The following is a 26,063-nucleotide window of genomic DNA, read 5'->3' as shown; positions in this document are numbered from 1 at the left end:
AGCGCTGCCTCCTGGCGCAGGCTTTCGATGCAGTCGGCCACGAAGGGGATGATGGGGCGCGCCTCGGTCAGGCCGGAGCTGAAAAACCGCACCAGCATGCCCCTGGCCTCGGCTTTCATCTTCGCTTGGCCGTCCTCGGCGCTGCCGGTTTCGTCGTAGCGCTTGCGGGCCTCGGGGTCCAGCAGGACATCCTTGGCTTCGTTGATCGCGCGCATGCGCTCTTCCCGGTCGGGCTCCTGGCTCACGTCGGGGTGGTACTTGCGCGCGAGCTTGCGGTAGGCCGTGCGGATGTCGTCCTCGCTGGCCGTCGGCTCGACGCCGAGTGTCTCGTAGTGGGTCATGCGCCCAGTCCTTTCGGTTGGTATTTCTGCTCGAGGTCGGCGATCGCCCAGCGCAGGGCGGCGACTTCCGCCTTGTCGTGGTCGGCCGGGCGGCTCGGATCGGCCTTGATGCGCTGCTCGAGGTGCTCGGCGCGGCGGCGCAGCAGCGCCAGCCGCCGCGCGGGCTTGCGGTTTTCTTCGGCGCTGCTGCGGGCCACGGTTAGGCCTTGCCGGTCAGGACCGTGTATCCGCTCTTCGCGGACACCTCGGCCACGTAGCCCTTGAAGGCGTCTTCCACGGCGCGCTCGGGGCGGTCCAGCTCGTACCAGAACTTCACATTGCCGCTGTGCAGGCGGTACTTGAGGCGCGCGGTCAGTGCGTAGCCGTCACCGTTCTTGAACAGGCGCAGGCCCAGGGTGAAGGTCTTCGGGATCTTGAGCTCTCCGTTCTGGCCGGCCGCGGCGTCGATGACCTCGTTGTAGACGAGCTGCGTCTGACCGTCCTGCAGGCGCTTGGCGCTCGAGAAGTTGATGCCACTCGTGGCCGCGATGGTGGTCGCCACCGTGAGCAGGTTCTGCGCATCGTCGCCCTGGAGGTCGGCGAAGTTGTCCTCGATGAACTCGGCGAACTCCGTTTGCGTGAACGCCTTGGCGGCGCCGTCGTGCTCGAGCCAGCGCCGGGCTTCGGGCGTGAGCTCGGCCTTGAACGTGGCGCGGTGGTCGCGCCAGCCGGGCCCGGCCTTGCTGTCGTTGAAGATGGCCACCAGCGTGCGCGAGTCCACGTCGGCGTAGATGTAGCCGGTTTTCACGCTGTCTTGGTCGGCGGCGAAGGCCAGGAAGCTCGCCACGTCGCCGAGCACCACGGTGCCCTTCTTGCGGTAGGGCGCCGCTTCGGCCTTCTCGACATCGGCGGTCAGGTCCACGCGCGTGAAGCGCTCCGGGACGATGACATGGTGGGTCTTCTCGACCTTCACGGGCTTCAAGCCTGCGGTGGCGAGGGAGGCGATGTGTTGCGCGGTGGCGCTGTTGATTGCTTCGGTCATGGTTAGGCGGTCTTAAATTGCGTGGGGGATTCCTGGGCGGGGGCGGCGCGCAGCTCGAGGCTGTGCTGCTTGGGGTGCTGGCGGGACGTTTCACCGTCTTCGGTCAGCCAGAAGAAGTCCGTCGGCTGCTCGGGCTTCGGCAGGGTCAGCGATCGATCGGCGGTGATCGTCACCTTGTCGATGTCGCCTTGGGTGCCCTTCACGGCGGGTGCCACCTTGACCTTCAAGGTCAGCACGCCGCTGCGGCCGGTGGACTGCACCGTTTGCAGGAGCTCTTTCAGGTCGGCGGTCAGCGCCGCGTGGGTGCTGCCGTCGTTGAGCTCGTTGATGAAAAGAGAAAAGGACTTCACTTCATGGTTTCCTTGGTTTGTTGGGATGTGTGACAGCGAAAGGGCTTCCGGTTTTTGTTCTCAGGGGGCGACGGCGCGCACCGCCCAGTTGCTGGCCGCGAGGGCGTGCTCGAGCGCCACGTCCGTCTTGATCCAGGCGTGACCGCCCACGGGGCTGCGCTCGCGCACCTTCTTGATTTCCAGCACCAGCGCGGCCGCCGCGCGCTTGATGTCGCCCATCGGGCCGGGCTCACCCTCACGTAGGTTCACGAGCGCCTCGGCGCCGCGAGCGAGGTCCGCGCGCTCGAGCTCGGCTTGCGACGGAGCGGCCTCGGGCTTGGCGTCCTGCGCGGCCTGGCGCGCCGCGGTGGCGGCAGCGCGCTTGGCGCGCATGAGGCTGCAAAAGCCGCAGTCAGGCCGGTCGCACGGCTCGAATTTCGGGTTGTCGGGCATATCCATCACGGCGGACACGACCACGCTGGCGAGCAGGCGGGAGAGAGGGTCTTTGGACACGGGTGCTCCTTCTTGGGGCTGGGTTGGGAAAGGGTCAGGCCGCACGAGCGAAGTGCGGCAGGTTGGCGGCGGGGAGGGCGCGCAGCGCGCGCTCTTGGGCATCGACCTCGGCCTTGAACTCCATGAGGTCGGCTTCCATGGCCTCGATGTAGTCGTCGTCGCGCTGGAGGCGCAGCAGGTGCAGCGGGTAGTCGATGGCGCGCAGGGCGGGGCAGAAGAAGCCCAGGTGCCACCATTCGCGGCCCGTCACCCACATGCATCCCTGCACTTGGTCGCGGACCTCTTCGATGTTGTTCAGCAGCAGGACCGGGCGCAGGCTGACCGGCGACACGAAGCACTTGTATTCGCTGCCACCCTTGGCGCCGATCAGGCCGTCGGCGCTGGCGCCGAACACGTTGTCTTCGGTGACGACGAAGCCGGCGCGCTCCACGATGACGCCCTCGAGGATCTGGTGCTCGCTGCGCGCTTCGGGCTCGAGCTCGTGGCCGCGGGACATTTGCCACGTTTCGTAGCCCTCGTCCATGGGCTCGCCGCTGATGCGCTCGAAGGCAATGCGGAAGGCGTAGTTCTTTGCGGCTTCGGACAGCTCGCCTACCTTCTCGCCGTCCAGGGCGCGCTTCACCGTCTCCGAGGTCGGCGCGGCCTTGTAGCCGGCGATCGCGCGGGCTTCGAGCTCGGACGTGCCCGCCAGGATGGCGACGACGTACTTGCGCTGGCGCTCATCGAGCCCGTTGACGCGCTGGCGCGCAATCTTGAAGTTGCTGGCGGTGATGACGCCGGCGCGGGCCTTGTGCCACTCCTCCGAGCCCTGTTCGCACTTGATGACACGGGATGCCATGGTGTTCTCCTGTAGTTGGTGGGGGGTCAGCCTTCGAGCGCGGCCTTGCGCTTCTCGAAGAGGGTTTCCAGTGCGGGCGCCTTGTCTGCGTCCTGCACGTGGTTGATGAGGTCGGCGGCGATGTAGAGCGCGTCCAGATCCGGCGCGTCGTTCAGGCGCTGCTCGACCACGGCGGCCGTGAAGACCGGGGCACCGTTGGAGGCCTCGGCCTGGCTGGGCGCGGGCGGCGCCGCGGTGGGCTTCGGTGCTGGTGCTGGTGGGCGGGTGCGTCCGGTGGGCTTCGTCGGCTGGGCCTCGGCGGCGGCGGGTGCGGCGGCAGCCGGCGCGGCGGTGGCCGGCGCTGCTGCGGCCGCGGGCGCCGCGGCTGCCGGCTGCTCGGCGGGGTTGTCGACGGTGCGGTGCTTGTCAGCCTCGGTGCAGCGCTTCGAGAGGTCGTCGACCTCGCTTTCAAGCGCGCGGCGCGCCACCGGCAGCAAGCCCTTCCAGTAGGCGGCGAAGGCATCGCGGCCCTTGTCGGCCGCGGCGCGCGCGGCGATCAGCAGTTCCTCGCTGGGACCGGCCTTCTCCACGACCTCGGCCGAGCCCATGAACACGCTCGCCGACGAGGAAAGCTCGTCCGGCGTGTAGACGCCCAGCACCAGCTCGGGGGTGTGGATGCGCGCCCAGCGATTGGTTCCGAGGTAGGCAATCTGCTGCTTCGGATCTTCGGCCCACAGCGTCGAATTGCGCGTGCGGGCTTGGGTCATCAGAACCTCCTTCTCGCGCGGCTCCGACTCGCCGCGCAGCAGGCCGGAGACGACCACGCCGAGGCCGCGCTCGTGCTCCAGATTCCAGTCCGGCACCATGTACTTCTTCGGGTAGCCGTTGTCGTCCTTCTTCGTACGGCTCTCGACCTGCTTGAACTTGCCCAGGATGTTTTCCCACGGGCCGAAGTAGCGGTAGCTCAGGCGCCCCTGCAACAGGCTGCTGGTGTTGACGACGGCCGCGATGAGCTGCGCCTCATAGCTCAGGTTGCCGTCGACCACGTACGTCTTCTTCGCGACCACGAAGGGGTCCATGCCCCAGCGCTGCGCCTGCATGCAGATGGCGAGGCAGTCGGCTTTGTTGCCTTGCAGGTGCCGGGGCACGGTGGCGCGGCCGGATGCCATGAGCTCGGCCACGCGCAGCAGCGCTTCCATGCCGCGCTCGTCGACCAGGGAAATGCCGCTGTTGGTGCGCACGGCCGGCGCGGGGAAGGAGGGCGCGGGATTGAGGATCGAGTCCAGGCTCACGCGCTCTGCGGTTGCAGTAGTCATTCTTCTGTTCTCCTGTGATTGGTTGCGGGTCAGAACGGCAGGGGGTCGCCGGCTTCGGCGGCGGCGAGGCGCTTGCTGGCGGCATCGAGGTCTACGGCGAGCAGCCACTCGATGACCTTGCTTTCGTGCACCCGGTAGTGCAGCGACAGCACTTCGATGAGCTGGCTGTCCGTCGGGCGGTGCTCGCGGCGCGGTGCGGCCGACGGGCGCGTGGAGCTGTAGCCGCCGAAGGAGCGCGGAGCGATGGCGGGTGCAGGGGCAGGCGCGGGCGCGGGCACGGGCGCCGGGGCAGCCACTTCCATGGGGGCGGCGGGAGCAGGCGCGAACTGTTCGGCCTCGTCTTCGTCCAGCACGGCCTCGAGGCTGCTGGGCTCGGTGCTGATGGGAGTCACCCACTGCGGCTCGGGCTCGGCTTCCTCTTCCTCCGCGGCGGTGAGCAGGTCTTGGAGCTCCGGCAGCACCTGGGCGGTGATGCCGTAGGCCTCGCTGATTCGGTCGTCGAAGTCCTCGGCCTGCAGATGGTTCAGGGCTTCGATGACTTGGCGCAGCACGGCCGCGGTGCTCTCCACGTGCCTGAGCGGCAGCGCGCGCAGCCCGTCGATGCGGTTGGCGATGGCCTCGCGCTTCGCCAGGGCGGCGGTGCGGCGCTCGAGCTCGTCCTGCTGGGCTTTCAACTGGTCGGCCAGGATCTTCGCGTTCGCGGCAGCCAGCTCGGCGGCTTCGGCCGCGGCTTGCATGCGCACCAGACGGTCGCGCGTGGTCTGCCATGCGGTCTTCGCCTCGGCGAGCCGGTCCCCGAAGTCCTCTTCGGTCAACTCCGTGTTGTCCAGCCACTGGATCGTTTCGGTGATGAAGGATGCCGGCTGCTCAATGCAGGCCTCGGTGCGGCTGGTGATGTCCAGCAGCGCCTCGTTGATCGCCTTGGTGCGCTCGGCAGCCTCGCGCTCGAGCCGCTGCCTTTCTTCCTGCAAGCGCTTCTCTTCGGCCTTCACCTGGGCGTCAATCGGATCTTCGACCGCGGCAATGCGCTCGATGATTTCCTCGCCGCGCTGGGCGATCGCTGCCTTCAGGGTGTTCAGCGGACCCTTGGCGTTGTCGACGGCCTTCTGCACGGCGTAGCGCGGCTCGCGGATCGACGCGCGCGCGGCTTTCGCCGCCCGCAGGCCCTTGGGCGTTTGGATGTCACCGAAGATGACGCCCTTCCAGTCCTTCTCGAGCTTCTGCAGCCCGGCCTCAACGGCATCGAACTCGGCAATGTTCTTGTTGACCTCCACGAGCGCCAGGGCGGTCGCGTTGGGCTTGCCTTCCCCCTGCTCGGCTGCCGGCTGGGCGTCTGCGGAAGGTGGCGGGTCCACGTCGAACGGCGGATCGTTTGCGGCTGGCGCAGCCGCGCGCGCGGCGGTGGAGTCGTAGACCACTTCGCCGTCGTCAAATTCGGTCAGCGGGAGCGTGGTCATCACAGCACCCCCGGGGTCGGAGCGAGGCGACGAAGGCGCAGGGCAAGTCCCAGGCTCAGGACCAGCACGAGCAGCGACACCAGGGCGTAGCCGCGGGCGGTGGGCTCGTCGACCAGCACGCGCACGAGCGGCACCCCGACGTGGACGCCCGCCAGGAACACGAGGCAGGCGATCAGCGCCAGCAGCGGGAGGAACACGCAGAGGGAGCTCAGGAACATTCCCACGTTCCAGTCGCTGCGACCGTCGTTGTCGCGCTCGATGTAGTTGTGGCGCGCGATGCGCGCCTCGTTGGCGGCGTCGCGGTCGTTGCGCACGAAGGTGAATCGGCCGTCGAAGTGCCGCACGCGCGGCACGACAGCATCAATGGGCTGCAGGGTCAGGGAATCGTCTTTGGACTGTGCGGTCATGGTTGGCTCTCGGTGGTGGTGGCGAAATGGACGCGCTCGACGCGCTCCACGCGCGCGCGGACACGCGCGTCGTCGATGGCATCGAGGGTGGTGAGGGCGGACGCCTGGGCGGCGTCGGTTTCGGAAGGCTTCGCGTCCAAGTAGGCGCAGAGGCCCATCCAGACGACGATCGCGAGGATTGAGAGGCAGACGTTGACGAACTGCGCCGCCATCGCTTCGAGGGCGCCCTTCACGCGGCGCTCCCGGTGGTCTTGGCGATGACCGCGCGGAACTGCTCCCGGCGCGCAACGGCATCGGACATCGCGCCCACGGTGCGCGTCTCAAGCTCGGGGAAAGGCCAGTAGCTGGCGTCCTTCCGGCTGGCGAAAAGATTCCAGCAACCGTGCCGCATGACCATGTGCGGCTTCGGCTCCAGCGTGTGCTGCGCGCTCACAGGACACCGATCCCGTGTTGGTGGTCAAGGGCGAGGGCGCTGGCGGCTTCGCGGCGGAACAGTTCGCCGGAGTTCAGAGCCTCAACATAAGCGCGGTCATGAGCCAAAAGCTCAGACTCGGCAATAGAGCCTTCGGCTTCCGCGGACGGGGGGGAGGGAGGGATTGGGGCGCTTTTCAAGCTTGTTTCTCCTGCCAGGCGACATGCCGGCTGGAGAAATGTAGCCTAAAGCTACTGAGCTTTCAATCACTAAAGCTACATCTGTTTAGCTTTAGACAAAAAAATACCCGCCGAAGCGGGTTAGAGGTTGTTGACAGGAAGTGACTAGTTGTGTGCGTTTCTAACTAAAAAGTCACGCTTTCGATACTTACAGACCGCCGCGGCCGGTGCGCAGCACGACACGGCCGAGGACGGTGATAGAGCTCGCCATTTCGGGGGGCACTGTGATGGGAGCGTGGCGCGGGTTGTCTGCTTCGATGCGCAGCCCACCTCCGGGCAGCCGGAACAATCGCCGCAATCGACACGCCCCGTCGTAGTAGACCGCGAACGTCCTGCCGTCCACGATTTGTGTCTGCGAGATATCAACCACGCACTTGTCCCCGCGCTCGATCGTCGGGTGCATGCTGTCGTCGGACTTCTCGATATAGCCCAGCTTGGTCGGCTGGAGTTGGTCCGCTTTGATGAATGCGGCGTCGAAGGCTTGAGGTTCTGTCGTCACGAGTTTGATTGTCACCTGACCATCGGGCGCCTGTCCTACGTCGAATCGTGGAATAAACACGGTATAGACCTCCGGCAGTTGGGCCGGGTGCTCCCATGCCCTCGCCGGCGACTCGCGCCCGTCAGCCAATCGTATTAACAGCCCCTGGCCGCTGTGGTCCTGATCGAGCCAGCCAGGTGGCTTGTTCGCCCGTTCCTCGATGTAGCGGGCTGTGTCCGCGCGCATGCCGCGTGGCTTCCCCGTCCCTGAATTTTTGGCCCCCAGGCGCCATTGCGACACCTGGGACTCATCCCGTTGCAGGAGCTCGGAGAGTGCCTTGAGGGAGCCAGCTTCTCGCTGTAGCAATTCAAGGTTCTCCCGTCGTATTTCGTCTATTAATTTCACAGACGGAAGTATGCGAGCCGTGCTAACCATGGCCTATTAGCTTTGTCGTTGTTGTACTATGTAGCCTTAAGCTACAATCGGCCCGCACATGAGACTCAAAAGCTACTTGGACCTTGGCGGGCACGGCTCCTACACGCGCTTCGCTGCCGTGATCGGGTGCCACGGCCCTGACCTCTTCGACTGGGCCAACGAGAAGCGCCCGGTGCCCATCCACTGGGCGTTGAAGATCGAGAAAGCCAGCAACCGCGCTGTGATGCGCTGGGACACCCGGCCGGGCGACTGGCACGAGTTCTGGCCCGAAATCGCCCGCTGGCGCAACGCGCCGCCCATCCCCGACGCCCTGAAAGCGGCCTGAATGCACATCAGGCCCATCAAGACGCTTCCCCTGCCCGAGGTCGCCGACCTGGGGCGCTTCGCGGCTGAACGCGGGGAGCGCATCAAAGACGCGAATCCATTTCCCCGGGGCACGCCGCGCCGCGCCCAGTTCTCCCGCGCCTACGCCCGGCGCGCTCTCGAGCTGCGGCTGGTCGCCGCCGCCAGCTAGCCCCCCCTCTTCATTGTTGGAAACGAAAGTTCTCATGCCGGAATACTCTTTGACCACGCCTGAAAGGGCTAGAAAGATCGGGACGCACATCCGTCAGGCGGTGCAAGGAGCTGAAAGCCAGAAGGCAATCGGCACTGCGATGGGCGTGAGCGAGGCAACCGTCAACCGGCTGCTCAACGAGCACCTTGACAACTTCGCGGCCCTGCTCGCGCAGCTCGGGCAGAAGGTGGTCCCGGCCGACCACAAGTGCGTCGACCCCGCGACCTATGAGTTCCTGACCCGCAGCCACGCGCGGATCATGGACAAGGCGCCCCACCTGATTTGGGACGCCGAGGAATGAGCGAGCCGCGGCCCATCGGCGCGGCGCGCGCCATCGCGGTCGACCAGCCCGCGCCGGGCCCGCGACCGCAGCTTGCCCTCTACCAGTGGTGGAGGCTGCCCTCCGGCCAAGTGGTGGAGCTGCGCCGCATCGTCGGCCAGCACAACCCCGAGGTTGTGGTGCGCAACGTGAACGCCAACGGCGAGATGGCCCCGGGCGAGTACGTGCTGACGCTGCGATTCCTCGTGAACCACGGCAAGAAGGTCAAGGGATGAAGCCCGCCGACTATCTGGACACGTGCCAGTTCGGTGACGTGCGCGCGGTGCTGCGGCAGATGATCGCCGACGGCGTGAAGGTGCAGACCATCGTGACTTCGCCTCCATATTGGGGGCTCCGAAGCTACCTGCCGGCCGACCACCCGGACAAGGCGCTCGAGCTCGGCAGCGAGCCGACGCTGCCCGAGTTCCTGGCGAACATGGTGGAGGTCTTCGACCTGTGCCACCAGATCCTGCGCCACGACGGCACGCTCTTTCTGAACATGGGCGACAGCTACGCCGGCAGCCGCGACCCGAAGGCGAAGCAGAGCGCCTACATCACCGGCAAGAGCACCAGCAAGAGCGCCGAAGCCGCGGCCTACACCGCCTCGCGCCGTCGCGACAACCACCCGATCCCACGCAGCGACATGCGCATGCCCGGCTTCAAGCCGAAGGACATGGTGGGCCAGCCCTGGCGCCTCGCCTTCGCCCTGCAGGACGCTGGGTGGTACCTGCGCCAGGACATCGTTTGGCACAAGCCCAACCCGATGCCCGAGAGCGCGAAGGATCGGTGCACCAAGGCGCACGAGTTCATCTTCCTGCTGACCAAGCGCCCCCGCTACTACTTCGACAGCGAGGCCATCCGCGAGCCCGTGAGTCCCAACACGCATGCGCGCCTGGCTCAGCACGTGGAGGCGCAGATTGGCAGCATGCGTGCCAACGGTGGAGCGCGCAGCGATCGCCCGATGAAGGCTTTGGTGCCGTCGGGCTGGGCAACGGGCACCGATCGCATGCACAACGAGACGGAGGGCCGCTACAGCCAGCACCGCGGCGTTGGCTTCGGCCACGGCACTGATGCGGAGGCTCGGCAGCGCGGGCGCGTGCGCAAGCTCGCCGATCGCGAGACGGGCGGCAAGAGCAACGCCAGCTTCGATGCGGCCATGGCCGTGCGCGTCGACAGCCGCAACAAGCGCAGCGTGTGGACCGTGCCAACCGAGAGCTACAAGGGCGCGCACTTCGCCACCTACCCACAGAAGCTGATTGAGCCCTGCGTGCTGGCCGGCTCGCCGGTGGGCGCCATCGTCTTCGATCCCTTCTTTGGGTCCGGCACCACTGGGCTCGTCGCACGCCGGCTGGGCCGGCACTTCATCGGCATCGACCTCAACCGCGCCAATGCGCCGCTCCAGGCCGATCGCATCCCCCCGCAGCCGTCACTCTTTCTGGAGGCAGCGTGACCATGCAGCAGCTCACCCTTGACCACAACCCGCCGCACCAGCGGCACTCGCGCACCAGCCGCAAGGCAGCAGAGGCCTTCGTGCCCAAGGCGCCGACGAAGCGTGCACTGGTGCTGGCGTACCTCAAGCGTTGCGGCCGCGCCGGTGCCACCGACGAGGAAATGCAGCGCGGCATCCCCATGGGCGCCAACACCCAGCGGCCTCGGCGCGTGGAGCTCTGCACGGATCGCCTGATCGTCGACAGCGGGCGCACGCGCCTGACCGGCGGTGGCGATGAGGCCGTGGTGTGGGTCGTCAACGAGCCGGCCAACATCCAGGGGGATGCGTGAATGTGGCTTTACGCACCCTCGAGCTGTTCGCCGGAGTGGGCATGCTTGGAGAAGGACTGCGAGCTGGGCTCGGATACCTGGGCCTCGAGGCTTGCACAGTCTGCTACGTTGAGCGGGAAGCTCACGCCGCCGCAGTCTTGGCGGCGCGCATCGAAGAAGGATCGCTGGACCCGGCTCCTGTCTGGTCCGACATGCTCACCTTCGACGCTCGAGCGTGGCGCGGCGCAGTGGATTGCATCGCTGCTGGGTTCCCCTGCCAAGACCTCTCAGTTGCAGGGCGCCGTGCTGGGCTCGACGGCGAGCGCAGCGGGCTCTTCTTCCGCATCCTCGACATTGCCGACGCTTGCGGTGCGTGGTGCCTCTTTCTGGAGAACGTCGCAGGCATCGCTACTGCCACCGCCTCCGCTGTGGACGAAGCCGAGGGTGATGTTTACGAACGCGCCGCTGCCCGCGTCGTGGGAGAACTGGCCGACCGCGGGTGGCACGCGGAATGGCTCACTCTTTCCGCGTCCGACGTGGGCGCCTCGCACGGCCGCGAACGATGGTTCTGCTTCGCATGGCGCGCGGTGGCCGACGCCGGACGCTGGGGCGGGCAAGCGCGGTACCGAGTCGCCGGAGGCGATCGCCGAGCGCCGCTTGCGCTCGATGTCTGGTGCGGGCACGTCGGTGCTCCAGACCGCAGCCGAGCACTGGCCCACGCCGACGGCGCAGGACAGCGAAATGTCGGGCGGGTGGGGCGCGATCGAGCGTGGCACGAGGGGCCATACGTTGACCAGCCGCGTCCGCTCCGAGTGGCCTACGCCGGCCTCACGCGACTACCGCACGCCCAACAGCAAGAGCCTCGAGGACCGGGGCGGGGAGGGGAAGGGCGAGCAGCTACCGAACTTCGTGGCGCATTCGCCCCAGGCCCAGCAGATCCTCGCTGGCCCTCAATCCTCGAGCGCTGGCCCGAGGTTGCACCTGCGCTTGAACCCGATTTTTGCGGCCTGGCTGATGGGATGGCCTTTGACATGGCCGATAGCCGAGCCCCACGCCTCAAGTGCGTTGGCAACGGCGTCGTGGCGACGTGTGCAGCAGTCGCTTTTGTTGAGCTTGTGCGGCGAGCCCGCGCAACTTGAAGGAATTCCCCGATGAGTAAACCCGTGCCCTATCCGTCAGACACGCGGGCAAAGGGCTGGCGCTTCGAGCTGGACCACGAAAAGATTGAGCAGTCCGACACCTGGGCGCTGGCGCCCGCCGAGCTGCGGCCGTGGCTGCTGATGCTCTGGATGACCGCGTGGCGCCAGGAGCCGTGCGGCTCGCTGCCCGCCGACGACGAGCTCATCGCCGCCAAGATCGGTATGCCGCTGAAAGCCTTCGCCAAGGTACGCGCGAAGCTCATGCGCGGCTGGTGGCCGGCCGACGACGGCCGGCTCTACCACGACACGCTGACCCTGCGCGTCACGGAAATGATGACGCGACGACGCAGTGAAGCCGACCGGAAGGCGCGCGCCCGTGCGAAGCAGACCGAAGGACTCCGCGATAGTCTCGGCGATGTCCCTGATTTGTCCCGCGGGACAAGTGCGGGACTCCACCCCGAATCCGACACCGGAACCGGTACCGGTACCGGTACCTATACCCAAGTAGACACCACCACCCAAGATCCCGGCGCCGGATCTGGTGGGGGTGGATCGGCAGAGCCGACGAAAGCGGGAGCCATCTGCCGCGCCATCAAGGCGAAGGGCGTGGCATCGGGCATCAACCCGTCCAACCCCGAACTGCTGGCGCTGATCGACAAGGGCGTTCCGGTCGAAACCTTCGAGGCCGCGGCCGAAATCTGCGCCGAAGCGAAGCCGCCGAAGGGCTTCGCCTACCTGTTGGGCATCGTGAAGCGCCAGCTCGGCGAGGCGGCCGTGATCGCCTCGGGTGCCGGCATGCCCGTGAAGCCCTGGGACGACAGCCGATCGAGCATCGAGGCCAAGGGCATCGAGCTCGGCCTGGGCATGTGGAACGCGAATGACCTGAGCGCGAGTCGCGAGACGTTTCAGGCCTACACGGCGCGCGTGCGCCGCGCCGTCGAAGCCCTCGCGGGAGAGCCAGCATGACCATGGCCGTCCTTGCCTCGAACCTGCTGCGTTCGCAAAAGTTCTCCTACGCCATCGGCGCTGCGCGCATCGGCCGCGGGCCGCTCGCTGGTGCCCCCGAATCGGTGCTCGCCGAGGCTGCCGAGCACGCACGCATCCTGGCCGGCCACTTCGCAGCGTGGTCGGCTGTCTTCCCCGCGGCCAACGACGAGGCGCCCAAAGCATGACCACTCAACTTCTACCGCGACCCGTCGCTCTGGCAAAGCTGCTCGAGCACGGCCCAATGCGCCACACCGAAGCGGTTCTCTGCTGCGGTTGGGGGTGGGAAGGATTCAGGCACGTTGCCCACCAAGCCCTCGAAGCCAAGCTCGTCACGTTCGCGAACATCGGCGGAACGCGGGTCTACCGCGCCGGCCCGTCCAAGCGCCGCAGGGGGCCGCAGTCATGGCTGTGAAGCGCCGCCGCACCCCTCGAGGCCCGAGCCTCATCGAGCGCGCCGTGGCGGCAAAGGTCGACCGCGAGATTCGCGAGGCGATCGCCGTCGAAGTGCGCTCCACGTTCACGTCTGCGCAGATCCACGCCTTGACCGGCTCCGACAGTGGGGAAATGGTCAACAAGGCCGGGCGCATGTTCTTCGTGGTGCTGGGCGCCGCAGTGGCCGATGGCCTGGACCCCAGCCTGCCCGAGATACGCATCCTGCGCGGCGCCGCCAATGCGGTGTACGACCAGGCCGGCGAGGAAGTCATCACCGAGGCCAGCCGCGCGTCCATCGTTTCCGGCCTGCTGGCCTGCGAGCGGCTGCTCGCCGAGCTCGACTTCGACAGCGTGACGGAATCCGCCTTCGAGCTGCATTGCCTGCTCGAGCGCGGCGCCGTGCGGTGGAGCGACTTCGAGCCGCTGATTGAGGCGGTGTCGGCATGAGGCGCGTGTTCTTCCCCGACGCCGACGGCAATCCCACCGACGCGGACCACTTCCTGGCGCTGCTGAAACTGTTCGCCGGCTCGATCGAGTGCGGCGACTGCCTCCTGTGGCAGGGCGGCACCAACGCCAACGGCGCGCCGAAGCTCTACGACACCAGCGCGCGCCGGCTGATGTGGGAGGCGCACCACGACCGGCCGCTGGAGCCGCACGAGCTCGTGACGGTGACGTGCGAGAAGGTCAACTGCCTCCACATCGAGCATCTGGCCCTCACCGACAAGTCGGCCGCGGCAGTGCTCGGGAATGCCTCGCTCGCTGTCCGGGCCCGCAAGTCTGCCGCCTGCGCCAAGGCGGCGCGTCCGTTCGCAAAGCTGGACATCGCCAAGGTGCGGGAAATGCGCGCGCGCCGCGCCACGGACACGATCGACACGCTGGGCGCCGAGTTCGGCGTGGACCGATCGCTTGTCGCCCGGATCTTGCGCAATGAGTCCTGGCGCGAGCTGGCCTCGCCCTTCGCTGGGCTGATGGGAACGCTGTGACCGGCGGTGCTCTCATCCCCTGTGCGCCCGCGCCCGACCCGGTTGCGCATCGGGTGGCCACCGCGGCGCATCTGCTGCGCATGGCGCGCCTGGATGCCGGCTACGCGCGCTGGCGCGCCGACCAGATGGCCCGCGAAGACCCCGGGCTGTTCGCCGACCTGCTGGCGCAACTCGACGCCGAGCTCACCAAGGCTCGCATCAGCTACCCGGCCCCATTCATCGAGCCCGCATCGCGCCTGCCAAAGCTCGCCCGTGGGCCTCGCGCCTTTCCCAAGCATCGCTTTTTCCACGACACCCTATGACCCTGCACATTTCCGTCCCCCTCAAGACCGGCAACGGCCTCAACGACCGCGAGCAAGCCATGGCCCGGCACCGGCGCGTGAAGTCCGAGCGCGCTGCTGTGCAGTGGCTGCTCAACGGCAAGCCGACGCCCGCGGGGTCGGTGTACGCGCTGATGGTGCGTGTATCGCCCAGCAGCAAGGGACTCGACAAGGACAACCTGCAGGGCAGCCTCAAGGCCGTGCGTGACCAGATCGCCACATGGCTCGGCCGCGACGACGCCGACGGCAAGACCATCACCTGGGACTACGGCCAGCGGCCGGGCAAGAAGGGTGAGTGGGCAGTGGAAATCCACCTGACGGAGACGGCACAGCCGTAGCCCCATGGGACTCACCGAACAGGAGCAACGGCGCCGCGCAGCTTTCGGGAGAGGCGTCCGCGAAGGACTGCGCATGGCCGGAGTCGATAACCCAGGAAACCTCATGAACGCGAACAAGCTGGCCCGCATCGAGAGCGGGCTCAACGGAATGGCAAAGAAGGTGCTCGAGGCAGTGCCCATGCAAAGCCCGTGGTCCAAGGACCAGATCGCCGTTGAACTGCGCCGCCTCGGCTCCAGCGCGAGCCGGGATGTCATCGACGGCTGCCTCAACACCCTTTGCGAGCGCGGCGCGGTGAAGGAGCCCACCCGCGGCAACTTCATCCGCGTGCTCGCCCGCCAACCCATCACCACCACCCAGGAGCTCGACATGCCCGCCACCATCCGCCCGATCGCCACGCCCGCACCGGTGCAGCCGGCCACGGCCGACGACACCCTCTCGCGCCTGGCGAACCTGGGCGCGCTGCTGCGCCGCGCCGCCGACGAGGCCGAGGCGATCGCGCTCGACGTGGAAGACCGCGTGAAAGCCGCGGGCAAGGACGGCGAGAAGCTGCGCCAACTCCAGGCCCTGCTCAAGAGCATCAGCGCGTGAGAACCTTCACCATCACCGACCCCGGCCAGTACAAGGCCGTGGTGCGCGCGCTGCTGCCATCGGTGATCGACGAGACACAAGACGGCGGCAAGGTGGAGCTGTCCATCAAGCGCCGCCGCGACACGAAGACCCGTCTGCAGGAAGAGAAGTACCACGCCATGATCGGGGACATCGCCCGCCAGGTGTCGATCTACGACGGCCGCATGCTGCCCGCGGGCTCGTGGAAGCGCCTGCTGGTGAACGCCTTCAAGCACGACACCAAGGACGACGCGGACCTGCTCGAAGACTGGCACAAGTTCGGGGACAACCTCGAGCTGATCCCCGCGCTGAACAACCCGGGCTTCGTGGCCGTCGGCGAGCAGACCCGCCGCTTCTCGCTCAAGCTCGGCAGCGCCTTCATCGAGTGGCTGTATGCCTTCGGCGCCGAGAAGGACGTGCGCTGGTCGACGCCGAAGGCCTGGGGCGATCGGCCGCAGCACTGATGCGCCGCACGCCCATGAAGCGCACGGCCTGGCTGCGCGCGCAACCCGAGCGCGAGGCGCGGCCGGAGCGCATCAAGCCCGCGGCCCAGCCGCTCGCGCGCCCGGTGCGCTACGCCCAGCCGGCCAACGACCCGGTGCTTGCCCAGCCCAAGGACGAGAAGGCGAAGCCTGGGAAGGGAGCCCCGAATGCGGAGGAACGCGCATGGATGGACGCGATCGTGGCCTACGGCTGCATCGCCTGTCGCATCGACAACCTGGGCATCACGCCGCCCGCGGTGCACCACATCCTGCGCGGTGGCCGTCGGATAGGGCACCTGTTCACGCTCCCGCTGTGCGACCCCGGACACCACCAGGGCGGGCAGGAGAAGGGGGCCATCAGCAGGCACCCGTACAAGGCCCGGTTTGAGGCAAAGTACGGGACCGAGCTCGAGCTGCTGGAGCGGCTACGGGCCGCTTTGAATTGGAATGCGCGATGAAGACCACCGAACTGACCGGGCTGTATCTCTCCTACTGGGTTGCCAAGGCCGAGGGAAGGGAGCCGGAGCGCTTCGACCGCGAGGGCCGCGGCTGGATCCGCTGCAAGGACGACTTCATGCCCTTCGACGCGGAGCAGTGGCACGTGGCCGGGCCGATCATCGGACGCCTGGGCATCGAATTCGAGGACAACGGACGGACGGCTGTGATCGACTACGACCGCGATGGGGTGTGGGTGGGCCGGGGCGACAGCCACACGATCGCCGCGATGCGCGCCTACCTGCTGATGAGGTTCGGCCCCGATGTGCCGGACCTGCCGCCGAGCCCTTCCGAAGTGCGTAGCGGAGGCACATAATATGTTTGGCGCCATACATAATATGTGTGTAAGATAGGGGCACTGCACATCGCAGCCGCCGCGCCTCGGGATATCAGGGGCACCAAGGATCAAGATGACCCGCACCACCCGGCAACAAGCCTTCTTTGAAGAAATCCTGGCCCGCATGAAGGCCGAAATACTCGCAGACATGAGCACCGGCCGCGTGCCGGCCTTCGTCACCAGCTTCGGCGACCTGCACGACCACGTGGACGCCAACGAATACGGTGGGCTCTGCGAAGACGGCGTGATCGAATTGGGCAACAGCCTGTTCACTGAGCGCACCGACCCCGACACCCTGCAAACGCAGGCCATGATGGACGTGTCGAACGACCTGCAGGACGAGTGCGACGAATGGCTCAAGGCGGGCGACCACTTCGCGCAGATGCCCCACTTCCCCGGCTTCGAGCACGAGGGAATGCTCATCACCAACCCGACGGCCGAGGCGCGCGGAAAGATGTCGCCGGAGCACTACGGCTTTGAGGTCGTGAGCACGGGAGGCGGCTGCACCGCATGGGCCAGGAAGATTGACGACCGCCTCCGCGTGCTGCTGACCGACACCGTTGGCACGTCGCACGACATCATGGACGACGACCAATTCATGCTCGGCCTGCATGACGATGAAGGCCAGGAGCTCGCCATCTGGACCATGGCCGTCGGCGTGGTGCCGGACGATGACGCGCCCCCGGCGGAAGCCGCCACGGCCGTCGCTCCCGAGAGCCGGGAAGAGATCCTTGCATCGGCGCTGCGTGGCTTGATGGCCGTCGCGACGTGGGACGAAGACACCGACCGCGCCAAGTTCGACGCCGCGTGGGAGCAGGCCCAGCGAGTACTCTCAGGGAGCCAGCCATGAGCGACTACCGCAAGGAATTCCCGCGCTTCGGCGCGCTCGACGTGACGCTGCCGGAGGGCTTGGTCGACCACAGTTGGCGCGATGACATCTGCCCGTCCTTCTGCATCCCCGGCCCCGACTTCGATCGCACGGGCGTGGCCGCGCTCACCCTGTTCATCGACTACGCCGACCTCTCCGAGCGCGAGAACAAAGACCTCCCGCGCTTCGCCGCCACCACGGCCGACCCGTGCTCCTGCGAAATGAGCGCGCCTTGGCTGCACACCGACGATTGGGAAGAGGTCGTGGCATGGATCGCAGCCAACCGCCCGAAGGAGGAATGATGGTCAACCACCCAAACCGCAAGAAGGTGTTCGGGCTGGCGCTCGACCAGCGCCCATCCCCCGAGCAGATCCGCGCCCTGCGCGATGGACTGCGCATGACGCAGGAGCAGGCCGCGGCCTTCGTCCACGTGAGCACTCGCACGTGGCAGGCGTGGGAGACGGGCCAGAATCCCATGTCCCTCGCCACGTGGGAGCACTGGCACTTGAAGGTGAAGAGCCTCAAGCCCGTGAAGGCACCCCCCTTGCAGCCGCCCGCGGAGGGCTCGTAGACACCGCCCCGGTGTCGGTAGTTCAACGGCCAGAACCCCGGGTTGTGATTCCGGTAGCGGCGGGTTCGATTCCCCCCTGACACCCCATGTTGCAGCGTGGAGCAGTTGGTAGCTCGGCGGGCTCATAACCCGAAGGTCGCAGGTTCGAGTCCTGCCGTTGCAACCAGAGATACACCCCCCGAAGGGGCTGACCGTGTGGGCGGTGCTGAGCAAGTAGCCCAAGAGCACGGGATGAAGTCATGGAGCCGGTAGCTGTGCAGGGCGATCCGGCCGAGGCCTTGAGTGGCTCCCGCCTGCACCATCGCCCCGCTTTTATTGAGGCCCGCGGCTCGGGCCTTGCCGAGGCCCGAGAGGGTTAAGACGCAATGAGCCCTTCAAGCGGACCCTTCGGGGTCCGTTTGTCGTTGTGTTCGACCCCCCTTGTGCCGGCAAACGGGGCATCCCAAACTTCGCCTCGCCGGCTGCACACGACTCGATGCGTGCCTTCCCACGGCGAAATGGGAGGGAAACCTTTCGACCGCACGGGGCGGGTCATCGAGAGCCGTCGGCGCGGTATAGACCCACAGATCCGCAGGCGCTGAGCCAGTCAGCCCACGCGAGGCATTCCTCCCTCTGCCTCGCCTTCAAGCGCCCCTTCGGGGGCGTTTGTCGTTGCGAGGACCGACCCCCCTTGCAACCGCCATCGTGGATTGCTGCAATCCACGTGCGCTTCCAGTTGTCTCCTGTGAGGGTCACACCTCGCATTCACCCACCGGCTAACCCCCGGTGGGCTTTCTTTGCCAAGTAAGAAACCGTCCCGCGCTCAAAACGAGAAAAAGGCACCGCCCCAGCCGAAGGCGAAGCCATCCCCGAAGAAGCCAGCCACCACGGCTCCCAAGACCCGCAAGGGCAAGACTCCAGCACCCGCCACGCCACCAGCCACGAAGTGGCGAGTGGCGTCCCCGGCACCAGCAGCCACTGAGGAACCGCAGCAGACCTCCGCACCGGCCACGTCGCCGGTTGTTGGACGGGCTCTGATGGTCATTCCCCAGCCCGAGCCGCTGAGCCCGTGGGCCCAGTTCAAGGCGGACATGCCGGGGAGCTACGACGAGTTCATCACCTTCATCGTCAAGGGCGGGCACATGGCTGCCTTCTGCGATGAAAGGGGAATCAACTACACGACGCTTTTGGGGTTCGTGAACGCCGACCCGTCCCGTTCTGAGATGTACGCGCACGCACGCGAGGCTCGGGCGGACGTGATTGCCGATGAAATCGTGGCGATCGCGGACGAGGCGGAAGCCATCGCGGTGTTCAAGGGGAACCGGGTGGAGCTCGTGCTCGACCCCACCGCTGTCGCTCGCAACAAGCTGCGCGTGGACGCCCGGAAGTGGACCGCCTCGAAGCTCAAGCCGCGCACCTACGGGGACAAGCTCGAGCTGGGCGGCACGGTGAACCACAAGACGATGAGCGACCAGCAGTTGCTCGAGCGGCTTGCGGTGCTGGGCGTGAACGTGGCGAGCGTCACGCCGCAGCAGCAGGGGCCGAGCGACGATGCTTGAGCTGCCCGCCCCGACCAGGCCGACGCCCGCGCCCGCTGGCGTCTTCGACCTTTCCACGCTGACGGCTGACCAGCGCCTGGAGCTCACCGGCCTGATCGACGAGCTCGAGCGGCGCCGCAAGACGCGGCTGATCGAATCGATGTTCCCGGACACGGGCCCGCTTCGGCGTGAGCTCTACCCGCGGCACCTCGAGTTCTTCCTGTCCGGCGCGATCAACGACGAGCGCATCTTCATGGCCGGCAACCGGGTCGGGAAGACCGTCGCGGCCGGAACGGAGCTCGCCTACCACCTGACGGGCCGCTACCCGCACTGGTGGCGCGGCCGGCGCTTCACGCGGGCCATCCGCGCCCTGGCGAGCGGCGACACGCACGACACCACCCGGGACATCATTCAGGACAAGATGCTCGGCGGCACGACCGACGAGACGCTCTACGGCACCGGCCTGATCCCTGGGGACTGCATCGTCGGCTGGACCAAGCGCATGGGCGTGCCTGGCGCGGTGGAGAAGATCACCGTCAAGCACCTCAGCGGCGAGAACTCCGAGCTCTGGCTGCGCAGCTACGTGCAGGGCCGCAAGATCTTCCAGGGCTTCGAGCTGGACGTGTTCTGGCCCGACGAAGAGTGCCCCGAGGACGTGTACGAAGAGGGCCAAGTCCGCCTGTTGACCACGGGCGGCATTTCGATGCTGACCTTCACGCCGCTGAACGGGCTCACGACCCTCGTTCAGGCGCTGACCAGCAACGACCCCGACAAGCCGGCCATCAGCCGCGACGTGATCCGGTGCGGGTGGGACGACGTTCCCCACCTGTCCGAGGCGGCAAAGGCCAAGCTGCTCTCGAAGCTCATGCCCCACCAGCGGGACGCGCGCACGAAGGGCATCCCCGCGCTGGGCTCCGGCGCGATCTACCCGGTGCCCGAGACGGACATCGTGATTCCGGACATGGCGCTGCCGGAGTACTGGCCTCGAGCCTATGGCTTCGACGTGGGCTGGAACCGCACCGCGGCCATTTGGGGCGCCCTGAACCGCGAATCGGACGTGCTCTACCTCTACAGCGAGCACTACCGCGCCCACGCCGAGCCCAGCGTGCACGTGGCCGGCATCAAGGCGCGCGGCGAGTGGATTCACGGCGCCATCGACCCCGCCAGCCGCGGCCGGCAGCAGAAGGACGGCGAGCAGCTCTTCCAGTCGTACACCGACCTGGGCCTAAACATCGCCATGGCCGACAACGGCGTGGAGTCGGGCCTCTACGACGTGTGGGAGCGCATGTCGACCGGGCGCCTCAAGGTGTTCCAGAGCTGCCGCAACTGGATCGACGAGTACCGGATCTACCGCCGCGATGACAAGGGCCGGATCGTCAAAGAGCGCGACCACTTGATGGACGCAACCCGCTACCTCGTGAAGACCGGTGTGCAGCTCGCACGGGTCAAGCCCAAGACGCGCGAAGGCGTGCGCCAGGGCTCATGGAGGACCGCGTGACACCCAACGAAGCAGACGACATGACCGCAAACCTCTTCCGCGCGCACCTCGAAGGCGCGCCCATCCCTTTCCCCGATCGCCCGCAAGTGCTCGGAGCCAGGGTCATCCGCATCCCGTTGAAGCCGCCCGCGCTGCCGCCGCACAAGCAGGCCGAGGTCGACCTGCGCGAGGCCATGGAGCAGGCCGTCCGCCGCCGCGAAGAGCTGCAAGTGCTCGCCGCCCTGGAGCGCATCGCACCGGGCCAAGCCATCCCCCGCCGCTACCAAGGAGCCACCTGATGAGCGAAGTGTCCCTACTCGGCCCCAGCGGCACGCCCTATGTCGATCTGAGCGGCCAGCGCGCCTGGCGCCAGTACACGAAGGGCGACATGGTGTGCAGCCTGCAATGGCTCGACCTGCAGGCCCACGATCCGAACTTTCCCGAGGACGGCCCCATCCCCTGCATGGTGCTGTTCCACGCCTTCCGGCGCCTCGAGGTCGGAGCGCACGTGATCCCGCAGCGCTACGCCTACCTCTACGGCGCGCGCGAGGGCAAGCCCACCTTCCACTTCTTCCGCGGCGTATGTGACGCCTGCGAGACGCTCGGCTTCGACAAGAACGACAAGGCCGCGCAGCACCGAATGCTGGATCTGGTCATCGAGGCCATGCCCGACTTGATCCTCATGCCGCTCGAGCAGCCCCCAGCGCTCGAAATCCAGCGCCACCGCCTCGGCATCGAGGTCACGGCGCGCAATGGCGGCAAGACGCTGCATAGCGAGGTCATCTGATGTTCGACGATCTTTCCAGCACCGTTTCCGCGCCCCCGGCCGAGGGCCAAGCCCGTGGCGAGGGCGACAGCCTCACCCAGTCGATCAAGGCCGCGAGCGCCCAGGACGGCACGCCGGACTCGGGCAGCCGGCACCGCCACCACGTGCTGATGGACCTGCTCGAGTACGAAGCGGAGCGCCAGGCCGAAGAGCGCATTCAGGCACAGATCGACGAGGACTACTACGACCACTTGCAGTGGCGCCCCGAGGACGCACGCGCACTGATGGACCGTGGGCAGGCCCCGCTCGTGTTCAACGAGAGCCGGCAGACCATCGACTGGATCAGCGGCACCGAGAAGCGCATGCGCAAGGATTACAAGGTGCTGCCGCGCGAGCAGGACGACGAGCAGGGTGCCGAGCTCAAGACCAAGCTCATCAAGTACACCGACGACGCCAACCTCACCCAGTGGCACCACTCGAAGGCGTTCAAGCAGGCGGCCACCGCGGGCATTTCCTGGCTGGAAGAGGGCGTGAACCCCGATCCCGAGCAGGAAATCATCTACTCGTCGATGGAGGACTGGCGCAACGTCTTCCGCGACAGCCACAGCCGCAACATCGACATGAACGTCGACGCGCGCTACCTGTTCCGCCGCCGCGTCATCGACCTCGATTACTCGATTGCCCTGCTGCCGAAGCACGAGGCCCATCTGCGCGCCATGGCCGGGCGCATGGACGAGGATCAGGAGGGCGATGACATCTGGTACCTGGGCCGCAAGCTCACCGGCGCCAGCGAGACGGAGTGGGCAGGGGAGAACCTGAACGGCTTCGGCGATCGCGCGGCCTACATGGCGCGCAATGGCTACTTCGACTATGCCCGCCGCCGCAGCGTGGAGCTGCTCGAGTGCTGGTACAAGGTGCCCGAGCGCGTGAAGGTGTTCGCGACCTCGAGGCTGCAAGGCAAGGTAGTGAACCCGGCCGACCCGCAGCACGCCGAGGCGATCCAGGCCAACACGCAGACCTATGAGGCGGTCAAGATGCGCATGCGTCTGATGATCGCCACGAAGTCGGCGCCCATGATCGACATGGCGAGCCCGTTCCGGCACGGCCGCTTCCTGCTGGTACCCATCTTCGCCTACCGCCGCGCCCGCGATGGCATGGCCTACGGCCCGATGCGCGGCATGCGCGACATTCAGGACGACCTCAACAAGCGCCGCTCGAAGGCGCTCTACGCCCTGAGCTCGAATCGCATCGTCATGGACCATGGCGCGGTCGACGACATCGAGGACACGCGCCTCGAGGCTGCCCGGCCCGACGGCATCATCGTCAAGGCCGTCGGCAAGGATCTGAAATTCGAGAAGCCGGTGGGCGACTACCAGGGCAATCTCGAGCTCGCCGCGCAGGACAGCCAGCTCCTGCGCAACGTGGGCGGCGTGACCAACGAGAACCTGGGCCAGGACACGAATGCGCAGTCCGGCAAGGCGATCGGCCTCAAGCAGGACCAGGGCCAGCTCACCACCGGCGAGCTCTTCGACAACTACCTGCTGGCGAAGCGCCAGGCCGGCCGGTTGCGCCTCTCCCACATCGAGCAGTTCTACACCGAGGAAAAGGCCATCCGCATCGTGGGCAACCGCAAGCCGATCGAGTGGCTGACCATCAACAAGTTCGACCCGGCCACCGGCCAGATCCTCGACGACGTGACCGCGCGCGAGGCGGACTTCCACGTGGACACGCAGGACTACCGCGCATCGCTGGCGCAGGCCGCGCTCGAGCAGATGTTCGACCTGCTGGGCAAGATTGCCGCCTTCGCGCCCCAGGTGGTGCTCAACGTGCTCGACCTCGTGGTGGAGACGGCCGACCTCAAGGACAAGGACGAGTGGGTGGCGCGCATTCGCAAGCTCAACGGCCAGCGCGACCCGAGCAAGCCGCCGACGCCCGAAGAGCAGGCCATCGAGAAGGCGACCATCGACAAGCAGCAGGAGCAGGAGCAGCTCGCCACCGACACCGCCAAGGCCCAGCTCGCGCAGATCCAGGCCAATGTCGACGTGCTGCGCGCGCAGATGAGCAAGATGGACGTGGAAGGCGTGCTCAAGCGCGTGGAGTCCATGTATTCCGCCCTGCAGGCCGCTCAGATCGTGGCCCAGGTGCCCGGCGTGGTGCCGGCAGCCGACGAGATTGCCAAGAGCGCAGGCCTCGAGGACAAGAACCCGGGCGGCATCCCCCAGGCCCAGGCCATGGCCCAGGCCATCGCACCGCCGCAGAGCCTCGGCATCGCCCAGCCCGCCGACGGCGCGGCCCTCGAATCCCAGCCCCCCAGCCCGCTCGAGGGCGCGCAGGGCGGCATGGAAACGCTTACCGGCGCGGACAACGCGCCACCACCCGCGGCCATTGACCCGGCCGCAATTCCCCCGCAGTGAGTCCCGAAAGGCAAGAAGCCATGAGCGAAAACAAGGTCATCATCCCCACCGTCGGACGCCGCGTCTGGTACTACCCGCACCCGCTATCCGGCGCCAGTGGGTTCGTCTGCCACAACCAGAACGTGCCCATGGACGCGGGCATCGTGTACGTGTGGAGCGATCGTTGCGTCAACCTCGACGTGACCGACCACGCCGGCAATCACCATGCGTTCACCAGCGTGGATCTCTGGCACGGCAATGGGGACCGGCCGAACGGTGCCTTCTGCGAGTGGATGCCCTACCAGAAGGGGCAGGCCTCGAAGCCGGACGACATCAAAGCGCTGGTGGCCGCCGCGCTGGCCGAGTTGTTGAAGCCGGGCCCGATCGAAGTGGTGCCGCGCGCCAAGTCGGATATCTCGTATGCGCCATACGAACGGGTGCAGGTCGAGCACACCGACAAGGGCTGGCGCATCGCCGGGCTGACCTTCGGCGCCGCCATCCGCCACCTGAAAGATGGCGATCGCGTGGCGCGCAAGGGCTGGAACGGCAAGGGCATGTTCGTCTACTACGTGCCGGCAGCCTCCTACCCCGCGCAGACCGGCGCCGCCAAGGCCCATTTCGGCGACGGCGCGATGGTCCCCTACAACGCCTACCTCGCGCTCAAGGGCGTGGACGGCAGCATCAGCACCTGGGTGCCCAGCATCAACGACGTGCTGGCCGAAGACTGGGTGGTGCTCTGATGCCCGCCTACCGCAAGAAGCCGGTCGTCATCGAGGCGACCCAATGGCACAAGAACGGCGACCACCCCGAGGACTGCGCCGACGACCAGCAAGGGCTCGAGGGCGGCGAGCTGCGCACCTTCACCGGCGCCGAGCGCAAGGCCAACGAATGGGAGGGCTCCGTGGTGCGCTACTACCGCCATCCCGACGTGCCGGGCGAGAGCTTGTGCGAGCAGTGTGGCGAGCCGCATCACGTTCACGGCTGGATTGACACCCTGGAACAGGGGCACCGCGTCTGCCCTGGAGACTGGATCATCACTGGCGTGATGGGTGAGCGCTACCCGTGCAAGCCGGGCATCTTCGATGCGACCTATGAGCCGGTGACGACCGGGGCCGCGCCGCAGCGCGTGGACATCGCCCCCATCTACGAAGACCGGCAATGAGCACGAAGGCCGCACACCTGATGATGCTGGGCGTGGTGTCCCAGCTCCAGCCCGAGGACCGCAAGAAGGTGGAGGACGCCGCCGAAGGCATCCGCGCCATCATCCGCGACAGCGGGGACTACGGCGAAATCGCCATCGCCCTCGTGACGCTCGAGAACGCGCTCAAGGTGGAGGGCGAGGGATGAGGCCGAATCCCATCGCCCTGGGCGTGGCGATCGCCTACGGCTTCGTTGAGCCGCATTCGACCCACCGCTGGTCCGCCGCCGTGTTCCGCCAGGCGCGCCGCGCGGATCTGCGCACGGGCTACGCAGGCCCGAATGTCAGCGTGCGGGCCCGCCTCGGCTTGGCCTTCAATCGCTGGCTACGTGGAGGGCCCAAGCCATGATCCGCGTGCCCAACATCGGCGACTGCAAGGTGCACGAGTCAACGCGCGACTACGGCCGCGTGTTCGGTGTTGCGCTGGCCTATCAGGCGCCGAATGGCCCGCTGTTCCGCCACTTCGCCGAGACGGACGTGGGCCGCTGGCTGCCGAGCGAGAGCCTGCGCATGCGACGGGAGACGGCCAGGGATGCCCTGTCCAACCTCCGCAAGCTGGTGCAGGCGCACCTCGACGTGGTGCTGCCCGTCGACAACGGCCCGGCCGACCGCGTGGCGCTGGCCGAGGCGACCGCCCGGCTCGAAGGCGCCTGCGAAGACCTGCGCATCGATGTCGCCAGCACGCGCGCCGATGTGTTGGCAGCCTCCCGCTACTTCTGGGCTTGTGCCCATTCCCTTTCCCCTGAATCACCATAGGA

The 26,063-nt window shown here is 67.2% G+C and carries 41 protein-coding genes, 2 tRNA genes and 1 pseudogene; 32 read left to right on the top strand and 12 right to left on the bottom strand.

Going from position 1 to position 26,063, the window contains the following annotated elements:
- Positions 1-152: 152 nt before the first annotated feature.
- The 12 genes and pseudogenes from E5CHR_RS31865 to E5CHR_RS22170 form a co-directional block, all read right to left on the bottom strand.
- Positions 153-341 (bottom strand): annotated as a pseudogene (locus E5CHR_RS31865) (DnaJ domain-containing protein); the annotation flags it as partial.
- A complete protein-coding gene (locus E5CHR_RS22220; RefSeq protein WP_162581854.1) occupies positions 338-538 on the bottom strand; it encodes a hypothetical protein in 201 nt (66 codons plus the stop codon). The gene E5CHR_RS22220 and the pseudogene E5CHR_RS31865, both read right to left, overlap by 4 nt.
- A 2-nt stretch (positions 539-540) precedes the next feature.
- On the bottom strand, positions 541-1,362 hold the full coding sequence (locus E5CHR_RS22215; protein WP_162581853.1) for a DUF2303 family protein: 822 nt from the start codon (positions 1,360-1,362) through the stop codon (positions 541-543).
- 2 nt (positions 1,363-1,364) lie between these two features.
- Positions 1,365-1,712, bottom strand: a complete 348-nt coding sequence (locus E5CHR_RS22210) for a hypothetical protein (RefSeq protein ID WP_162581852.1) — start codon at positions 1,710-1,712, stop codon at positions 1,365-1,367.
- 60 nt (positions 1,713-1,772) lie between these two features.
- On the bottom strand, positions 1,773-2,204 hold the full coding sequence (locus E5CHR_RS22205) for a hypothetical protein (RefSeq protein WP_162581851.1): 432 nt from the start codon (positions 2,202-2,204) through the stop codon (positions 1,773-1,775).
- A 34-nt stretch (positions 2,205-2,238) separates the two neighbouring features.
- The gene (locus tag E5CHR_RS22200; RefSeq protein WP_162581850.1) at positions 2,239-3,042 is read right to left on the bottom strand and encodes a lambda exonuclease family protein; all 804 of its coding nucleotides are present in this window, start codon (positions 3,040-3,042) and stop codon (positions 2,239-2,241) included.
- A 26-nt stretch (positions 3,043-3,068) separates the two neighbouring features.
- Entirely contained in the window at positions 3,069-4,337 is a 1,269-nt protein-coding gene (locus E5CHR_RS22195) for a RecT family recombinase (RefSeq protein ID WP_162581849.1), read from the bottom strand.
- A 29-nt stretch (positions 4,338-4,366) separates the two neighbouring features.
- Positions 4,367-5,794 carry a hypothetical protein gene (locus tag E5CHR_RS22190; RefSeq protein ID WP_162581848.1) on the bottom strand — a complete coding sequence of 476 codons (1,428 nt, stop codon included), beginning with the start codon at positions 5,792-5,794 and terminating at the stop codon, positions 4,367-4,369.
- Entirely contained in the window at positions 5,794-6,201 is a 408-nt protein-coding gene (locus tag E5CHR_RS22185; RefSeq protein ID WP_162581847.1) for a hypothetical protein, read from the bottom strand. The genes E5CHR_RS22190 and E5CHR_RS22185 overlap by 1 nt, the downstream gene beginning before the upstream one ends.
- Entirely contained in the window at positions 6,198-6,434 is a 237-nt protein-coding gene (locus tag E5CHR_RS22180; RefSeq protein ID WP_162581846.1) for a hypothetical protein, read from the bottom strand. The genes E5CHR_RS22185 and E5CHR_RS22180 overlap by 4 nt, the downstream gene beginning before the upstream one ends.
- Entirely contained in the window at positions 6,431-6,634 is a 204-nt protein-coding gene (locus tag E5CHR_RS22175; protein ID WP_162581845.1) for a hypothetical protein, read from the bottom strand. The genes E5CHR_RS22180 and E5CHR_RS22175 overlap by 4 nt, the downstream gene beginning before the upstream one ends.
- 366 nt (positions 6,635-7,000) lie before the next feature.
- Positions 7,001-7,576 (bottom strand): S24 family peptidase, encoded by a 576-nt coding sequence (locus E5CHR_RS22170; protein ID WP_162581844.1) that lies wholly within the window; start codon positions 7,574-7,576, stop codon positions 7,001-7,003.
- Positions 7,577-7,823: 247 nt separating this feature from the next.
- Here E5CHR_RS22170 and E5CHR_RS22165 point away from each other — a divergent pair, with 247 nt between their 5' ends.
- From E5CHR_RS22165 to E5CHR_RS22010, 32 genes are all read left to right on the top strand, one after another.
- Positions 7,824-8,090 (top strand): transcriptional regulator, encoded by a 267-nt coding sequence (locus E5CHR_RS22165; protein ID WP_162581843.1) that lies wholly within the window; start codon positions 7,824-7,826, stop codon positions 8,088-8,090.
- Positions 8,091-8,279, top strand: coding sequence for a hypothetical protein (locus E5CHR_RS22160; RefSeq protein ID WP_162581842.1), 189 nt, complete (start codon positions 8,091-8,093; stop codon positions 8,277-8,279).
- A 34-nt stretch (positions 8,280-8,313) separates the two neighbouring features.
- On the top strand, positions 8,314-8,619 hold the full coding sequence (locus E5CHR_RS22155) for a hypothetical protein (protein WP_162581841.1): 306 nt from the start codon (positions 8,314-8,316) through the stop codon (positions 8,617-8,619).
- Positions 8,616-8,873 carry a hypothetical protein gene (locus tag E5CHR_RS22150; RefSeq protein WP_162581840.1) on the top strand — a complete coding sequence of 86 codons (258 nt, stop codon included), beginning with the start codon at positions 8,616-8,618 and terminating at the stop codon, positions 8,871-8,873. Before E5CHR_RS22155 ends, E5CHR_RS22150 begins: the two co-directional genes overlap by 4 nt.
- Entirely contained in the window at positions 8,870-10,087 is a 1,218-nt protein-coding gene (locus tag E5CHR_RS22145; protein WP_162581839.1) for a DNA-methyltransferase, read from the top strand. The genes E5CHR_RS22150 and E5CHR_RS22145 overlap by 4 nt, the downstream gene beginning before the upstream one ends.
- 2 nt (positions 10,088-10,089) lie before the next feature.
- Positions 10,090-10,416 carry a hypothetical protein gene (locus tag E5CHR_RS22140; protein ID WP_162581838.1) on the top strand — a complete coding sequence of 109 codons (327 nt, stop codon included), beginning with the start codon at positions 10,090-10,092 and terminating at the stop codon, positions 10,414-10,416.
- A gap of 41 nt (positions 10,417-10,457) precedes the next feature.
- The gene (locus E5CHR_RS22135; protein ID WP_162583838.1) at positions 10,458-11,534 is read left to right on the top strand and encodes a DNA cytosine methyltransferase; all 1,077 of its coding nucleotides are present in this window, start codon (positions 10,458-10,460) and stop codon (positions 11,532-11,534) included.
- A gap of 12 nt (positions 11,535-11,546) precedes the next feature.
- The gene (locus E5CHR_RS22130; RefSeq protein ID WP_162581837.1) at positions 11,547-12,500 is read left to right on the top strand and encodes a YdaU family protein; all 954 of its coding nucleotides are present in this window, start codon (positions 11,547-11,549) and stop codon (positions 12,498-12,500) included.
- Positions 12,497-12,706, top strand: a complete 210-nt coding sequence (locus E5CHR_RS22125) for a hypothetical protein (RefSeq protein WP_162581836.1) — start codon at positions 12,497-12,499, stop codon at positions 12,704-12,706. Before E5CHR_RS22130 ends, E5CHR_RS22125 begins: the two co-directional genes overlap by 4 nt.
- A 217-nt stretch (positions 12,707-12,923) precedes the next feature.
- Positions 12,924-13,400 carry a hypothetical protein gene (locus tag E5CHR_RS22120; RefSeq protein WP_162581835.1) on the top strand — a complete coding sequence of 159 codons (477 nt, stop codon included), beginning with the start codon at positions 12,924-12,926 and terminating at the stop codon, positions 13,398-13,400.
- Complete coding sequence (locus tag E5CHR_RS22115; RefSeq protein WP_162581834.1) at positions 13,397-13,936, top strand: hypothetical protein; 540 nt, start codon at positions 13,397-13,399, stop codon at positions 13,934-13,936. Before E5CHR_RS22120 ends, E5CHR_RS22115 begins: the two co-directional genes overlap by 4 nt.
- Positions 13,933-14,238 carry a hypothetical protein gene (locus E5CHR_RS22110; RefSeq protein WP_162581833.1) on the top strand — a complete coding sequence of 102 codons (306 nt, stop codon included), beginning with the start codon at positions 13,933-13,935 and terminating at the stop codon, positions 14,236-14,238. The genes E5CHR_RS22115 and E5CHR_RS22110 overlap by 4 nt, the downstream gene beginning before the upstream one ends.
- Complete coding sequence (locus E5CHR_RS22105; protein WP_162581832.1) at positions 14,235-14,594, top strand: hypothetical protein; 360 nt, start codon at positions 14,235-14,237, stop codon at positions 14,592-14,594. Before E5CHR_RS22110 ends, E5CHR_RS22105 begins: the two co-directional genes overlap by 4 nt.
- A 103-nt stretch (positions 14,595-14,697) precedes the next feature.
- A complete protein-coding gene (locus E5CHR_RS22100) occupies positions 14,698-15,183 on the top strand; it encodes a hypothetical protein (RefSeq protein WP_162581831.1) in 486 nt (161 codons plus the stop codon).
- On the top strand, positions 15,180-15,665 hold the full coding sequence (locus E5CHR_RS22095; RefSeq protein WP_162581830.1) for a recombination protein NinB: 486 nt from the start codon (positions 15,180-15,182) through the stop codon (positions 15,663-15,665). The genes E5CHR_RS22100 and E5CHR_RS22095 overlap by 4 nt, the downstream gene beginning before the upstream one ends.
- Entirely contained in the window at positions 15,665-16,141 is a 477-nt protein-coding gene (locus tag E5CHR_RS22090; RefSeq protein ID WP_162581829.1) for a Ref family recombination enhancement nuclease, read from the top strand. The genes E5CHR_RS22095 and E5CHR_RS22090 overlap by 1 nt, the downstream gene beginning before the upstream one ends.
- Positions 16,138-16,494 carry a phage protein NinX family protein gene (locus E5CHR_RS22085; protein ID WP_162581828.1) on the top strand — a complete coding sequence of 119 codons (357 nt, stop codon included), beginning with the start codon at positions 16,138-16,140 and terminating at the stop codon, positions 16,492-16,494. Before E5CHR_RS22090 ends, E5CHR_RS22085 begins: the two co-directional genes overlap by 4 nt.
- 94 nt (positions 16,495-16,588) lie before the next feature.
- Complete coding sequence (locus E5CHR_RS22080; RefSeq protein ID WP_162581827.1) at positions 16,589-17,365, top strand: hypothetical protein; 777 nt, start codon at positions 16,589-16,591, stop codon at positions 17,363-17,365.
- On the top strand, positions 17,362-17,685 hold the full coding sequence (locus tag E5CHR_RS22075) for a hypothetical protein (RefSeq protein WP_162581826.1): 324 nt from the start codon (positions 17,362-17,364) through the stop codon (positions 17,683-17,685). The genes E5CHR_RS22080 and E5CHR_RS22075 overlap by 4 nt, the downstream gene beginning before the upstream one ends.
- Positions 17,685-17,954 (top strand): helix-turn-helix domain-containing protein, encoded by a 270-nt coding sequence (locus E5CHR_RS22070; RefSeq protein WP_162581825.1) that lies wholly within the window; start codon positions 17,685-17,687, stop codon positions 17,952-17,954. The genes E5CHR_RS22075 and E5CHR_RS22070 overlap by 1 nt, the downstream gene beginning before the upstream one ends.
- 11 nt (positions 17,955-17,965) lie before the next feature.
- Positions 17,966-18,041 (top strand) — tRNA-His (locus tag E5CHR_RS22065).
- Positions 18,042-18,044: 3 nt separating this feature from the next.
- A tRNA-Met gene (locus E5CHR_RS22060) sits at positions 18,045-18,120 on the top strand.
- Positions 18,121-18,970: 850 nt separating this feature from the next.
- On the top strand, positions 18,971-19,492 hold the full coding sequence (locus tag E5CHR_RS22055) for a hypothetical protein (RefSeq protein WP_162581824.1): 522 nt from the start codon (positions 18,971-18,973) through the stop codon (positions 19,490-19,492).
- Positions 19,485-20,969 (top strand): terminase large subunit domain-containing protein, encoded by a 1,485-nt coding sequence (locus tag E5CHR_RS22050; RefSeq protein WP_162581823.1) that lies wholly within the window; start codon positions 19,485-19,487, stop codon positions 20,967-20,969. Before E5CHR_RS22055 ends, E5CHR_RS22050 begins: the two co-directional genes overlap by 8 nt.
- Positions 20,970-20,989: 20 nt before the next feature.
- Positions 20,990-21,247: a hypothetical protein gene (locus E5CHR_RS22045; RefSeq protein WP_162581822.1), complete on the top strand. Its 258-nt coding sequence runs from the start codon at positions 20,990-20,992 to the stop codon at positions 21,245-21,247.
- Positions 21,247-21,735 (top strand): hypothetical protein, encoded by a 489-nt coding sequence (locus E5CHR_RS22040; protein ID WP_162581821.1) that lies wholly within the window; start codon positions 21,247-21,249, stop codon positions 21,733-21,735. The genes E5CHR_RS22045 and E5CHR_RS22040 overlap by 1 nt, the downstream gene beginning before the upstream one ends.
- Complete coding sequence (locus tag E5CHR_RS22035) at positions 21,735-24,128, top strand: portal protein (RefSeq protein ID WP_162581820.1); 2,394 nt, start codon at positions 21,735-21,737, stop codon at positions 24,126-24,128. The genes E5CHR_RS22040 and E5CHR_RS22035 overlap by 1 nt, the downstream gene beginning before the upstream one ends.
- A 20-nt stretch (positions 24,129-24,148) precedes the next feature.
- Entirely contained in the window at positions 24,149-24,847 is a 699-nt protein-coding gene (locus E5CHR_RS22030) for a DUF2829 domain-containing protein (RefSeq protein ID WP_197893868.1), read from the top strand.
- Positions 24,847-25,269 carry a hypothetical protein gene (locus E5CHR_RS22025; RefSeq protein WP_162577779.1) on the top strand — a complete coding sequence of 141 codons (423 nt, stop codon included), beginning with the start codon at positions 24,847-24,849 and terminating at the stop codon, positions 25,267-25,269. The genes E5CHR_RS22030 and E5CHR_RS22025 overlap by 1 nt, the downstream gene beginning before the upstream one ends.
- Positions 25,266-25,454: a hypothetical protein gene (locus E5CHR_RS22020; protein ID WP_162581819.1), complete on the top strand. Its 189-nt coding sequence runs from the start codon at positions 25,266-25,268 to the stop codon at positions 25,452-25,454. The genes E5CHR_RS22025 and E5CHR_RS22020 overlap by 4 nt, the downstream gene beginning before the upstream one ends.
- On the top strand, positions 25,451-25,654 hold the full coding sequence (locus E5CHR_RS22015; RefSeq protein ID WP_162581818.1) for a hypothetical protein: 204 nt from the start codon (positions 25,451-25,453) through the stop codon (positions 25,652-25,654). Before E5CHR_RS22020 ends, E5CHR_RS22015 begins: the two co-directional genes overlap by 4 nt.
- On the top strand, positions 25,651-26,061 hold the full coding sequence (locus E5CHR_RS22010; RefSeq protein WP_162581817.1) for a hypothetical protein: 411 nt from the start codon (positions 25,651-25,653) through the stop codon (positions 26,059-26,061). The genes E5CHR_RS22015 and E5CHR_RS22010 overlap by 4 nt, the downstream gene beginning before the upstream one ends.
- The last annotated feature ends 2 nt before the right edge of the window (positions 26,062-26,063 follow it).

The organism is Variovorax sp. PBS-H4 (assembly GCF_901827205.1).
Lineage (GTDB): Bacteria > Pseudomonadota > Gammaproteobacteria > Burkholderiales > Burkholderiaceae_C > Variovorax.
The sequence above is the reverse complement of the archived record's forward strand: the minus strand, read 5'-3'. Positions and strand labels throughout refer to the sequence as shown.